General features: G+C 70.0%; 10 protein-coding genes and 3 pseudogenes. 5 read left to right on the plus strand and 8 right to left on the minus strand.

Annotated elements, in window-relative coordinates:
- Positions 1-250: 250 nt before the first annotated feature.
- From ABZ154_RS33715 to ABZ154_RS33725, 3 genes and pseudogenes are all read left to right on the plus strand, one after another.
- Positions 251-1,085 (plus strand): annotated as a pseudogene (locus tag ABZ154_RS33715) (DEAD/DEAH box helicase family protein); the annotation flags it as partial.
- A 543-nt stretch (positions 1,086-1,628) separates the two neighbouring features.
- Entirely contained in the window at positions 1,629-2,474 is an 846-nt protein-coding gene (locus ABZ154_RS33720) for a hypothetical protein (protein ID WP_356838169.1), read from the plus strand.
- Between the two features lie 276 nt (positions 2,475-2,750).
- Positions 2,751-3,938 carry a PP2C family protein-serine/threonine phosphatase gene (locus tag ABZ154_RS33725; RefSeq protein ID WP_356838171.1) on the plus strand — a complete coding sequence of 396 codons (1,188 nt, stop codon included), beginning with the start codon at positions 2,751-2,753 and terminating at the stop codon, positions 3,936-3,938.
- Between the two features lie 89 nt (positions 3,939-4,027).
- Here ABZ154_RS33725 and ABZ154_RS33730 read toward each other — a convergent pair whose 3' ends face one another.
- Positions 4,028-4,342 (minus strand): hypothetical protein, encoded by a 315-nt coding sequence (locus tag ABZ154_RS33730; RefSeq protein WP_356838172.1) that lies wholly within the window; start codon positions 4,340-4,342, stop codon positions 4,028-4,030.
- Positions 4,343-4,452: 110 nt separating this feature from the next.
- Between ABZ154_RS33730 and ABZ154_RS33735 the strand changes: the two genes are divergently transcribed.
- Positions 4,453-4,752 (plus strand): transposase, encoded by a 300-nt coding sequence (locus ABZ154_RS33735; RefSeq protein WP_356838174.1) that lies wholly within the window; start codon positions 4,453-4,455, stop codon positions 4,750-4,752.
- Between the two features lie 69 nt (positions 4,753-4,821).
- Here ABZ154_RS33735 and ABZ154_RS33740 read toward each other — a convergent pair whose 3' ends face one another.
- The 7 genes and pseudogenes from ABZ154_RS33740 to ABZ154_RS33770 form a co-directional block, all read right to left on the minus strand.
- Entirely contained in the window at positions 4,822-5,514 is a 693-nt protein-coding gene (locus ABZ154_RS33740; RefSeq protein ID WP_356838176.1) for a hypothetical protein, read from the minus strand.
- A gap of 240 nt (positions 5,515-5,754) precedes the next feature.
- Positions 5,755-5,904: pseudogene (locus ABZ154_RS33745) on the minus strand (helix-turn-helix domain-containing protein); the annotation flags it as partial.
- Between the two features lie 34 nt (positions 5,905-5,938).
- Positions 5,939-6,578, minus strand: a pseudogene (locus ABZ154_RS33750) (transposase); the annotation flags it as partial.
- 195 nt (positions 6,579-6,773) lie between these two features.
- Complete coding sequence (locus ABZ154_RS33755; RefSeq protein ID WP_356838178.1) at positions 6,774-7,613, minus strand: SDR family oxidoreductase; 840 nt, start codon at positions 7,611-7,613, stop codon at positions 6,774-6,776.
- A 215-nt stretch (positions 7,614-7,828) separates the two neighbouring features.
- Positions 7,829-8,794, minus strand: coding sequence for a hypothetical protein (locus tag ABZ154_RS33760; RefSeq protein ID WP_356838179.1), 966 nt, complete (start codon positions 8,792-8,794; stop codon positions 7,829-7,831).
- A gap of 118 nt (positions 8,795-8,912) precedes the next feature.
- Positions 8,913-10,136 carry a beta-ketoacyl-[acyl-carrier-protein] synthase family protein gene (locus ABZ154_RS33765; protein WP_356838181.1) on the minus strand — a complete coding sequence of 408 codons (1,224 nt, stop codon included), beginning with the start codon at positions 10,134-10,136 and terminating at the stop codon, positions 8,913-8,915.
- The gene (locus tag ABZ154_RS33770; RefSeq protein ID WP_356838182.1) at positions 10,133-10,402 is read right to left on the minus strand and encodes an acyl carrier protein; all 270 of its coding nucleotides are present in this window, start codon (positions 10,400-10,402) and stop codon (positions 10,133-10,135) included. The genes ABZ154_RS33765 and ABZ154_RS33770 overlap by 4 nt, the downstream gene beginning before the upstream one ends.
- Positions 10,403-10,934: 532 nt before the next feature.
- Here ABZ154_RS33770 and ABZ154_RS33775 point away from each other — a divergent pair.
- Positions 10,935-12,137 (plus strand): wax ester/triacylglycerol synthase domain-containing protein, encoded by a 1,203-nt coding sequence (locus tag ABZ154_RS33775; RefSeq protein ID WP_356838184.1) that lies wholly within the window; start codon positions 10,935-10,937, stop codon positions 12,135-12,137.
- Positions 12,138-12,915: the final 778 nt, after the last annotated feature.

Genomic DNA, 12,915 nt, shown 5'->3' on the forward strand with positions numbered 1-12,915 from the left:
CCCGCTTGAACTCCTCGGTGTACCGCTTCGTGTACTTGCTTCCCACCTGGTGCTACTTCCTCTGGAACCTCGGGTCCCAGTCTCCAGGTGTCCACGATCAAGGGGAAGCTTCAGCACCTCGTTGAACCAAGGTGTGAGGAGCCGAAGCTGGCACCAGCAGAATACGCGAACCTGGATCAATGACCGGTCCGTGCGACCCGCACAAAGCCGCTTGAGGTTCTGCGAGAATGACCGCAAAGGGAGGCGCAGGATGTCGTTGATTCTGCTCAGAAAACACCAGCTGGACCAGAAAGCGGCCGTACGGAAGTGGGTCGGATTCCCTGCAAGATCACCTGTACCTCCGCAGGGTGCCCGGGGCACGATCGTGTCCGCGACCGGCTCCGGCAAGACGCTCATGGCAGCCGCCAGTGCCCTGGAGTGCTTTCCCGGCGGGCGGATCCTCGTCACGGTGCCGACCCTGGACCTGCTCGCGCAGACCGCAGAGGCGTGGCGGGCCGTCGGTCACCGGGCCCCGATGGTCGCCGTGTGCTCGCTGGAGAACGACGCCGTCCTGGGCTCGCTCGGCGTGCGCACGACCACCAACCCGATCCAGCTCGCCCTGTGGGCCGGGACAGGGCCTGTAGTCGTGTTCGCCACGTACGCCTCCCTCGTGGACCGCGAGGACATCACCGCAACCACAGGCCAGGGAAAGGTGCGCGGACCGCTGGAAGCCGCTCTGGTGGGCGGGGAGCGGCTGTACAGGCAGCAGATGGCGCCGTTCGACCTGACGATCGTGGACGAGGCACACTCCACCGCGGGTGAGCTGGGGCGTCCGTGGGCGGCGATCCATGACAATGCCCGGATCCCGTCGGACTTTCGGCTCTATCTGACCGCGACGCCGCGCATCCTCGCCGCACCCCGCCCGCAGAAGGGTGCTGGCGGCGGTGAGGTGGAGATCGCAAGCGCGGCGGGGCCGGCGGCTGGCCCTGTTGCAGACGGCGCTCCTGGGGCACGCGGCCGCGCGGAACCTGCGTACGGTGATGACGTTCCACCAGAAGGTCGAAGAAGCCCGCACGTTCGCGGACAAGCTCCCCGAGACCGCAGCACCACGCGTGAGCTGCCGCATCGGCGGCGCCCGACAGTCCGGCCCCTCCCGCCCCCGTCGGAGGGGCCGGAGGGAGCCCTCCGCGGGGCGGCGTCAGGCGCAGGGCAGACGGTCGGGGACGGGCTAGTCGATAGGCACCCCCCGGCGGATCAGCGCGGTAATGCTGTCGACCTGGCACGTGGGCGGCTGCTCCTGGGTAAAGCGGCGCAGCGCCCGGTGCACGCCGTCGCGCAGCTGGCCGACGGTCGACGCGGCGGACCTCGAACCCGAGTCGGACAATTGCCTCCTCGACCGGGGCGGGCAGCAGCGGCCCGGTGTAGACGGGCGCCTGCCGGTCCAGTAGGTCCAGGGAGGGCAGGTGGAAGTGGTCGAAGTGCTCGTGGGTGAGCACGACGACGTCCGGGCGGGGCATCATCGCGTCACCTATCGGGGCCGATGCCGCACGCGGTGAACAATGCGCTCTCAACTCCCGCTGGAATTACGGGTTTCCATGGTGCGGGCCGGGAAGCTGCCGTACCGTCGGACCATGCGAAGAAGGCGGCTCTTGTCGACGGTGGCGGTCCTGGGCGGCCTACTGATGAGCGGGTGCACCTCATCGGGCGAGACGGTGAGTCCTGCTGAAACGAGTGCCTCCGGTAATGATTTCGAGCCCTCCTATATGCAGCAGATCATGGACTCTCAGCTGGACCGCAGAGTCTCCGAGCTGGGCGAGGGTGTAGTCCACCGCCCCGAGCGGAGAAAGCCCTTGGAGATCTCACCCTGCCGACTGGTGGAGCTCCCCGGCGGCGCGCGCATTACCCACGAGGGTGCGGCCAAGCGCAAGGCGGTGCGTGTACCGGCCCTCTACGAACTGCGGTCGGAGCGGTACAACCCCGGATTCAGTGTCAGTATTTACCTCCTGCCCCGGCAGACCGACAAAGCGAAACTGCTTGCCGAGGTGCTGACCGCAGCCCGCGAATGCGGCCCGCGCACGGCCAATGCCCCGGCATCTGCCCGCTCCCGCTCCCAGGCGCCGATCACCACCTCCGCGCACATCACCGCGGGCAAGCACGGCCCGGGAGTGGCCGTCCTCAGCGACGCCCGGTACAAGGCGGCGCCACCATCACCCGGACCCGACTGGACTGTCGGGCCAGACGGGAAGCTTGCCCGCGTCTCCAGGCCACCCGCGTCGAGCGGGCCGCTCACGCCGAAAGACACGTCCTTGGAGTACGGCCAAGCCTTGGCCTACGGCACAAACGGCCGCTTCCTCATCGAGGTACTCAAGGTCACCGAAAGCAGCCCCTCCGACCCGACCCCAGCGCCGGGCGAGCAGCCCAGTGCCGCAACGTCCAGCAAGGCGCAGGAAATCCTCAGCACCCTACTGACCGGCTTCCAGGGCGTTCCCGAGTAAGGCCAGGTAGTAGCGGGGACGGCGTTCACGCTGATCCTGATGACCCACCTGCGCATAGCCAACCTTCCCCCCCGGCTGACCCACCTCTTCGGCGTCTACGGCATCGACCACGTCCTGAACCTCTACCCGACCCTGGACGCCGCCCGCACCACCTGACGCCACCCGCCACCACCGCACACCGGGGCAGGAGGCAGGAGACAGGTACTGTCGTCACGCTGTTCGAACCCGGCACGTACTCCCTGGCGGTCGGAAACACCTGTAGCGCAGGAGGCTGCCGTGGCGCGGAACCGGATCGCTCTGTCCGAAGTGCTGGCAGCGGCGGAGGACGCCGCGCCGGTGGACTCCCTCGATGTCGTGGCGCGGAGCCTGCGGACCCGGTTCGGTGCCCGGTACGTGTCGTTCCTCTTCGTCGACGTCGTCGGCCGACGCCTGCTGCGGGTCAACGACACCGCCGCAGCCGAGCCCGACAACGACCGTGCCGAGCAGGTCCCCCTCGCGGGGAGCAGCATGTACGACGACGTGCTCCGCACCCAGAAAGTCGTCCACGTCGCGGAGGGATCGGATGGCTTCCGAGTGCTGGCCCCGGTCACCAACCGCGGCGACACCATCGGCGTGCTGGAGCTGTTCCTCCACACAGTGACCGAGGATGTGCTGATACAGGTCGAGGACGCCGCGCACGCGCTGGCCTACATCATCGTCACCGACCGACGCTTCACCGATCTCTACCACTGGGGCAACCGCACCACCACCGTCAGCCTCGCAGCCGAGATCCAACGCCAGCTCCTGCCCTCCGCACCCTCCTGCGAGGCCCCCGAGTTCACCCTCGCCGGAGCTCTGGTCCCAGCCTCCGACATCGCCGGCGACACCTACGACTACAGCCTCGACCACGACGCCCTGCACCTGTCGATCACCGACGCCATGGGCCACGACGTCGGCGCCTCCCTGATCGCCACCCTCGCGGTCAACGCCTCCCGCGGCGCCCGCCGCTCAGGCACCGACCTCACCGAACAGGCCCGACAGATACACCAGGCCCTCCTCGAGCACGGGCGCCGGACCTTCGCCACCGGCCAGCTCCTGCGCATCCCCCTCGACGGCAGCCAAGCTCAGATCATCAACGCCGGCCACCCCCGTCCCCTCCTCCTGCGCGACGGCACCGTCGAGGAACTCCGCCTGGCCGTCAACATGCCTTTCGGCGTCCTCCAACAGGGCGCGTACCGGGTCCTGGGCATCGACCTGCGGCCCGGCGACCGTCTCCTCCTCCACACAGACGGCATGCAGGAACGCGCAGCGGAAACCGTCGACCTGACCGCAATTCTGCGCAAGACCGCCGCCGAGCACCCCCGCGAAGTCGTCCGCACCATGGTCACCGCGGTCGCCCACGCCTACAACGGCCAACCGCCCAAAGACGACGCCACTGTCCTCTGCCTCGACTGGCACGGACCCCAAACCCACCACAACAGCTGAACAGCACCACCACCGCCGGCCAGACCCGAACGGCGACCGTGCAAAGCGGCCCGGCGATCCAGTACGAGTGAACTCATAGGGCGGCACGCTCAGCGGCCTCGGTGGGCGACGGTGGCACCACAGTGGTCGAGGGTGGTGCACATCCGGGCCACCAGGCTGTGCAGGATCTCGGTGCCCGGATCGTCCGCGAGCAGCCGCACGATCCCGCTGACCACGCAGGCAATCGCCAGGAGCCGGACCTGCTGGTCCGGGGTGAGCCAGACCGCCTCCGAGAGCACACACGGCACCACGGACAAGATGCTCATCGTCTCGGCGTCCACACCGCCGGTGCCCTCGATGAGCCGCCCGTCCGGGCCCATCCGGTCACAGTCCGCCGGGTCCAGGGAGCCCATCGCAGTCTCCACCGCCCCGGGCAGCGTACCGGCGAGCCAGGTACTGACCGGACAAGGAACCGGCGGGCCGGGCAGCGACCGGATCCGCGCCGCCGCCCTCTGAGAACGGACATCTCGTGGTCATGAAGAACTACCCGCCGGAGTTCAAGGCGGACGCGGTCGCGCTGTACGAGTCGCGGCCGGAAGCGACGATCAGATCGGTCGCCGCTGGTCTGGGGATCAACCCGGAGACGCTGCGGAACTGGGTCAGGGCAGCCGGAGCGAGTCGGCCCAGGGGACGACGGACGCAGGAACCGGCTCAGCCGCCGGCCCCGCTGGAAGCGGAGAACGCCGCTCTGCGGAAGAAGGTCCGTGAGCTGGAGGAGGAGCGCGAGATCCTACGGAAAGCGGCGAAGTATTTCGCCGGGGAGACGCGCTGGTGAACCGCTTCCAGTGTGTCGCCGACCTCCAGCGCCGATACGGCGTGAAGCGGCTGTGCAGCATCCTCGGCGTCAGCCGCTCGAGCTTCTACTACTGGCGCCGGACGGCTGTGGGCCGGGCCGCCCGGCAGGCGGCCGACGCGAGGCTGGCCGTCCGGATACGGGCAGTGCATCAGGAATCGGACGGCCTGACCGCGGGTCCAGGAACGCTTCTTCGAGATGCACCTGGTTTCCGTGCGCCTTGAATTCCAGTGGCACCCGGCCGCCCTCGCGCCAGATGATGCGGCCCGGTCCACGAGGAAGGTCACCGCCGCCCAGCACGGCCGCCACGAAGAGGAACGGCAGCAGGGGCGAGAACAGCCACCACACGCACCACCAGACGATCCGGCCCTTGTATCCCACCGCGTCGGGTGCGCCGGGCCGGCTCACCGTCCACCGGGTACGCAGCCCCCTCCTGAACGCCTTCTCGCGTACGACGGTGCAGAGGAGCTCACCCTGCGCGCCGAGTACTTGATAGACCGAGACGCCCTTCGCGCAGGAGGCGGTCACCACGGTGGCGACCCGCGCCCCGCGGTACTCGTCCGCCCACAGGACGAAGGAGCGTGCGCCGCTGCCCCGGGCCGCGAGATAGGCGGGCACGCCCCCCGGCGGCAGCTCCCGTTCCACGTGGCCGACCGTCCAGGACGGTCCCGGCTTGACAAAGAGGTTGATCTTGCGGGCGACCGGCTCGGGAGTGACCCCCTCCTGTCGCCTCGGGTGAGTCATCGTCAGCCGACCATCCGGCTTCCCCCTCGTCCGGTCCTCGCCGGTGCGAGGAGCGTACGGATCCTACGGCCGTGAGGGTGCTTGTGCCGCTGGGGCCGGGCAACTCTGCGTTCTGAGTGCGGGCCTTCGCCCGGCGACGCCGTGCCGACGCGCGGGAGACGGCTCAGACGACGATGACCCGGCGCCCGCGCGCGTGACCGGCCTGGCTGTCGATGTGCGCCGCCGCGGCCTCGCACCCGCGCGCCGGCCCCGCGGGCGGGACCTCAGCGCGTCTCGGCCACCCGCCTGCCACCTCGCCCACCAGTTGTCCACGGCCTTGACCGACACTCTGAACAGGGCCGCAACCTCCGACCGGTCCCGGCCGTCCACCAGCGCGGACACCGCCAGCAGACATACAGCCTCCTGTGCGTCCGGCGACCAGGCCAAACAGACGGAGCCGTAGGCGGCGGGGCTCCCAGAGCCGGGCCTTGCCGGTAAGGGCGAGCATCGGCATCCAGGCCAGCAGGTCGAGGGCAATCTGCACGATCTCCAGCCAGATCCGATTCTGGGCCGTGCGGTGCAGGGGAAGGTTGCGCAGGGCCGGTGGCGCGCGCGTTTCGGATCCGGTCCTCGGCCCGGGCCCGCAGCCGGTGCCGGAGTTCGAGCTCGGCGATCGGCCGGCCCGAGATGTTGGTCGCGAAGCAGGTCAGCCGCATGCCGTCCGCATCGGGGAGCCGCAACTGGGCCCCGGGGTGCGGTCGTTCCTTTCTGACGATCAGCCGCATGCCCTTGGGCCAGCCGTCCTGGACATCACCGGTGAGTTCGGCGACCCATGCCCCGTCGCGGAGCTCGCCGCTGGTCTCGACGGCCGGCGTCCAGGCGGATGCCGGAACCTTCAGCACATGCTGGTGGACCTGCTCGGTGACCGTCATGCCGACCGACTAGGACAACCACCGACCCCTTTGGGCGAGCCAGGCGACGAAGTCGTGGGTGCCGCCCGCGGAGTCGGTACGGATCAGGGTCCGGCGCCCTCGCCGGTACTTCTTCGGCAGCTGAGTCAAGGCCGGTTGGGTGGCGGTGATGTGTGGCCTGCGAGACCACCGCCCGGCCACCGCCCTCGATGCGGACACGCGGGTACGACCCGATACTCTTCTTCACCTGAGAAGTGCCTCCGGCTGGAGCAGGAACAAGGACCTCGATAATCCTCATTCTTGCTGGTCAGAGGCACTCTTCGCTTACTTGACCACCCGTCGGACGGCCCCCTTCATGAGAGCGCGAGGCTAACTGCGGGCGGCCGCGCACGCCGGGGCAGCCTCATGAAGTGGCGCAGACCCACCCTCTGGGAGGCCAGGTGCCCAGAGGTCCCAGGAGAAGGGCTGCAGGAGGAGGCGGGGCAGATGCCGCAGTCCCCAGACGGCGGCTTTGTACCGCAGGGTCGGCACGCTCACGGCCTTGCCGCGTGCCAGGTCGCGGAGGGCGGCGGATGCCACCGTTTCGGGCTCCAGCCACAGCCAGCCGGGAAGTCTGGAGGCGTCGAACCGGGATCGGTCGAACAGTTCGGTCCGGGTGAAGCCGGGGAGTACCACCGTCATCCGGACCCCCGCGTCCCGCAGTTGCCGGGAGCGGCCCAGTGCTTCGCTGAATGACAGCAGCCATGCCTTGCCGGCCGGATAGGTGGTGGACAGCGCGCCCGGTCCGGCCGCCGTGAACGACGACACGTTGACGATGCTTCCGGAGCGCCGCGCCACCATGCCGGGCAGCACGGCGTGCGTGAGGCGCAGCACCGCCCGGACGTTCAGGTCCAGCATCGCCTCCTCCTCGTCGAGGCCGTTGCTCGGGAAGGGGCCGCGGAGCACGATCCCCGCGTTGTTCACGAGGACGTCGACTGTGGTCCCGCCCCGGACCAGGTCCTCCACCGCTCGGCAGCCGGAGACGGTGGCGAGGTCCGCGGGCAGCGTACGTACGCAGACGCCGAAGGCGGCGCGGATCTCGGAGGCGACACGGTCCAGGGTTGCCTCGGTACGCGCGACGAGGACGAGGTCGTGGCCGTCGCGGGCGAGCCGTTCGGCGAAGGCGCGGCCGATTCCGACGGTGGCGCCGGTCACGAGGGCCAGAGACATGGGTCAGCTCACTTCGGTGCGCGGGAAGAGGAACAGGGGTGGACGGTCGCCGCTGGCCGAACAGGCCCTAAGCGCCCCAGTGGGTCCGGTGCTGTCGGTGTGTACCAGGGCCGTCGCGGCCGTGGTCGGGGAGCGTGAGACGTGCCGTCGGGACATCGCGCGACCGCCGCCCCCGTGTCCGGGGGCCGGGTGGGCGCGACCTGGTCGTCGGACTGTCACCGGACCGAGGTGATGACGGGCGGTACGGACTGGTTGAGCGTGACGGGATCGACCAGGATCAGCTGGATGTCGACGGACGCGACGGTACGGCTCTTCGTACGGGCGACGCACCGGTACGTCATCCCTCGGGTGGGCGTCGCCGTGAAGGTCACGGTCTCGCCCGCGCGCGCGAATCCGTCTGCTTGGAGGGTGAGCGGCCCGGCCAGCCAGCGGGCGTGCGGATAGAGCTCGGCGACGGCCTTGTCGACCAGCGTGGTCATCGCGGTCGCGGCGACGGCGACGGGGAGGACCGGATGGCCGTCGAAGTGCCCGGGGCACATCGCTGCGGTGACGGGCAGCTCGGCGGAGACGGTGCCCGTGGCCGGTTCGAGACGGAACCGTTCCAGGGGGATCGGCCCGCTGTAGGGGCGGACGGACGGGGCGGTCTCGCGGAAGGGGAGGCCTTCGGGTGATGTCGAGGTGTCCTCGGCGGACGGGGCGTCGAGCAGGCGGGTGAGGAGCCGGTGCGGGAGGACGTCGTAGCAGACGGACACACGGGCGACGATCTCGCCGGAGAAGGCGTCGGTGAGCCGGGTGTCCGCGGTGGCCTTGCGTGGGGTGGTGAAGGCGGCTTTCGCGTGGCCGATCAGCGGGCCCTCCTGCGGTGCGAGGGTCGGGGCGGCGAGCCAATCGACGCGCGCGCTGCGGGCGAGGTAGGCGAAGCGGCCACGTCGGCGGTTGATGGTGGACGCAGCGCAGAGGCCCAGGATGGCGAGGTGGCGGCCGACCTCTCCGACACCCATGACCGCCGCCTGTCGCCCGGGGTCGGACTCGATCGGAACGGTGGCGGTGACCCGTCCCGGCGCGATGCGGCGGAGATCCTCCAGAGCGAGGTAGGGCCTTGAGACACAGACGAGGTCCTCGACGTCCAGGGGGACCGCGGCTGCGGCCTCGTGGTCGGAGAGCGATTCGTAGGCGATCACGTTCTGTTCCTTCACAGGGGTCGCGGAGCTACTGGGGCGGTCATGAGGCGCGGCGGAGGGGCACCCGTGGCGCGGAGGAGGGCGAGGAGTGGGCGAGGCCGTCCGTGGCGTGCGCGGGTCACGCTGCCTTGAACACAAGCACTGCGTTCTGCCCGCCGAAGGCGAACGAGTTGGACAGCGCCGCCCGCATCCGGTGGGGTCGGGCGGTCTTAGTCACGACGTCCAGGTCGATCTCCGGGTCGAGGCGGTCCAGGTTGGCCGTGGGCGGGATCAGCTGGTTGCGCAGGGTCAGCACGGTCACCGCCGCCTCGATCGCGCCGGCGGCCCCGACGCAGTGCCCGATGATGCTCTTGTTCGCGGTGACGGGCGGCGGGGTGCCGAACACCGTGCGCAGGACCCGTCCCTCGGCCAGGTCGTTCTTCTGGGTCGAGGTGCCGTGGGCGTTGACGTGGTCGATGTCGGTGATGCTCAGTCCGGCGTCGGCCAGCGCTGCCGTGATCGCTCGCCGGACGCCGCCGCCGGCCGGGTCGGGCGCGGTGGGATGGTGGCCGTCCGCCGTGGCACCGTAGCCGGAGAAGTATGCCTGGACGCGCGCACCGCGCGCCCGTGCGTGCTCGGCCCGCTCCAGGATGAGAACGCCGGCGCCCTCGCCGAGCACGAATCCATCGCGGTCGGCGTCGAAGGGCCGGGAGGATCCTGCCGGGTCGTGGGTCCGGGAGGAGAGTGCCCCCGCCTGGCTGAATCCGACGCTGGCGATGCGCGAGCAGACACTCTCGCTGCCGCCCGTGATGACGATGTCGCAGGCGTCGAGCCGCAGGAGGTCACGCGCCGTGCCGAGGGCTGTGGCTCCGGAGGCGCACGCGGTCGCGGTGACCAGGTTCGGCCCGAGCGCCTGCATGTCGATGGCGATCTCACCGGCGACCATGTTGGGCACGGAGCGTGGGATCGTCAGGGGTGAGATCGCGCTGATGCGGTTGTCGCGGAGCTTGCCGTACTCGGCCTCCAGGCTGACGTTCCCGCCGCTACCGTTGCCGATCACCACGCCGACGCGTGCGCCGTCCCAGGTCTTCGGGTCCAGGCCCGCGTCGGCCACGGCCTCGCGGGCGGCGACCAGCGCCATCTCGGTGAACAGGTCGATGCGCCAGGTGAGGCGTCTGCCGAGTTCGGTGACCGGGTCGAAGCCAGGCAGTCGGCAGGAGAAGTCGACTGGCAGTCCGGCCAGTTTCGGGTCTTTCGCCGCCGTCGGCATGCCGGCGCAGAGCCCCTCCCACGCGGCCGCTACGCCGAGTCCGGCGGGAGTCACCAGTCCGAGACCGGTGACGGCGACGTCGGAGGCGGTCATGCGGCGTCCACCGCCGCGGACCGCTTCTCGGCCACGAGACGCTCGACGTGCTGGCTGAACTGGCCGAGGGTCATCTCCTCGCCCTTCAGCTCATCGAGGTCGAAGGTGACGCCGAGGTCCTCCTCGAGAATGACGCCCAGCTCCAGAGCGGCCAGGGAGTCCAGTTCGAGGTCGGGGAAGGTGGCGTCGGGACGGACGTGCGAGGCGTCCACGCCGAGGTTCTCGGTCATCTTCGTGACGAGCATGTCGTACATGGTGGTGGACATGTGCGGTCGGCCTTTCGTCCAGGGAATGCCTCTTCAGGTGCTCCTGCGGGAAGGCAGGGGGTGTGACCGCTGCGCCGCCGGACGGGGGCCTGGCGTGACACGGGTCGGAATATGCGGTCGGCGTAGACCTGAGGACCTTTCAGACTGTGTGGTCTCCGTTGACGGCGTGCAAGGCGCGGCAGTCATCCGGGTGAGCGCCGGTGCGAGCCCGTACCGTCACACGAAGTCCGTACAGTGCTCGGTGTAGCTGAGCGACGCCGCCGATGGGATGAACTCGCCGCCGTATGCGGTCAGAAGGCGGTGCGGAGCGACGGATCAGGGTATGGGAGAAGCGCGTAGGCCGGCTGACGGCCGCGCGTCCGGCCGCCGCGCGCCGAGAACCCTTCACCACCGGCCTGCCCGTGCACGAAAGGAAAGTGCCCCTGTGTGTCCGGCCCGCCCGCACGGTGCCTCCTACCCTCCTCCTGTCTCGCTGCGCGCCGTCGACCTCTCGTTCCGCAGGGCGGCGGGCGGCCCACTCACCATGGGCGTCATGTTCGACTTCGACGGTGCGGCGCCGCCCCTGGCCTGTCTGCGGGTTCGGATCGTCGCCCGCGTCCACCACATTCCGTCACTGTGCTATCGCCTGGGGCGAAACGGCAGGAAGGCGTACGCGGCCGGGGAGTACGAACCGAGGGCGCACGTCCTCGAACTGCTCGCGTCATGCCGCGAGCAGTTCGACGCGGTCCGGCGGCAGATGCTCACCCGCCCGCTGCCGGAAGACCGGCCGCCGTGGGACCTCTGGCTGATCCGGTGCGCGGAGGAGTCTTTCACCGTGTGCTTCCGCTCCGACCACGCCCTGCGGGACGGGATCGCCGCGGCGTCCATCCTTCGTCTGCTCATCGATGACGAACCGGAGGAGTGGTCGCCACGCTTCCCCCCGTCGGCGCGCGTCAGGCTCCGCGGTGTCGCCGCAGCCCTCGGCCAGAGCGCCAGAGCCATGCGCCCCCTGACACCGGCCCCCGCGTTCGCCGGCGCGGAGGCCGGCACCCCACAGATGTTTCACCGAGACCTCCCCCTGGCTCTGCTGCGAGGGGCCGCACGGGCTCACGGGGCCACTGTCAACGACGTGTACCTGGCCGCCCTGTCCGAAGCAGTGCACCGGCGGCACCAGGAAGGCACACCTCAGGGGCATCCGCCGATGCCTGTCACCGTGCCTCTCTCCGTACGCGGCCGCGACCAGGCCACCCGGGTAGGAAACGCACTGGTGGGCGTACGCCTCACCCTGCCCTGCAAGGACAGCGGCGGCGTCGAGGGAGCCTTGCACGCGGTGACCGCCCAGACCCGTCGGCTGCGCGCGATCGACTACCGCGGGTCCGCGCGCCTCGTCCTGGAGGTCCTTCCCCGCAGGGCGGGCGCGAGGCTCGCCCTGCGGGTGGCGGGCGCGGGGCCTGTCGGACTTCTGGCGTCCAACGTGGACTGCGGACCCACTCTTACCCTCTTCGGACTACCGGCGGCACAAGCCCAGCTGTTCAGTGCTCCGGCGGACGGACTCCGCTGCTACACCGCCCTGACCGGCTACGACTCCCAGGCCCGTCTGACCGTCGTGCACGACGGCTCCCTCACGGGGATGCCACACCTGGGCGAGCACTGGGTGGCAGCCGTGCGGGAACTCGCACAGGCGCCCCATGCGGCCGAACCGGACGCGGAGGTCGTCCGGTCGGCGCCTTCGCGGATGACGGATCGCCCGCGCTGAGCGCCAGAGTACGGAGCGGGGGATCAAGACACCCGGCTGAAGTGCGCCGGGTCCGGGTGCCGGACCTGGCCGGTCTCGGTAGGAACTCATCTACAGCAAGGCCCCAAGACGGCCAGGACGGGCGCCGTCGCGAATCATGGCGGGCCCCGGGCGCCCTCCGGCCGCCGCTCACTCACTGAGGATCAGCGCAGGACGTGGGGCGGTGCCCCGGCGCATCGTCGGACCGTCCGCATGCACCCGCACGTGCACGCTCCCTCGCCGTGTGCCACGTCACGCCCGGCACCTCCCGTCAATCGGCCAAGGGGGGCACAGGACAGCCCTCCAAGTTCCCGTCAGAAACCGATTGCAGGGGACCTCATGGATACCTCGGGATTCTGCCCCACCACCCTCATCAAGGTGTTGCGGCCCCGGAAGCCCTCCGCAGATGGTCTGGGCTGTTCGTGGGATCGACGAGCAAACGAAGGCTGCTTTAACCGCTCGTCGAAGTCTCCGCACAGCAGTGCGCGCAGCGACATCATCGCCCCGTCAGCCTCGGTCCGTGCGGTGGGCGGGCGTCGGGCGAACCACCCCGCCCATCCGGCGTGGCGTCTCTCCGACGCCCTACGGCGTGTCCTGCCCGGTCGGGACACCCTGATGGGGAAGCGTGTCCACGGTCCCGGCCCATTCGGGTCGGGACGGTACGCCTAGGGCGCGTATTGAGTCGTGATCACTGGCTGGCTCGGGTGAGGTCCTTGATCCAGATCATGGAAGCTCGGAGGTGGAGGCCGGCTTGATAGCT

The organism is Streptomyces sp. NPDC006261, assembly GCF_040613515.1.
Lineage (GTDB): Bacteria > Actinomycetota > Actinomycetes > Streptomycetales > Streptomycetaceae > Streptomyces.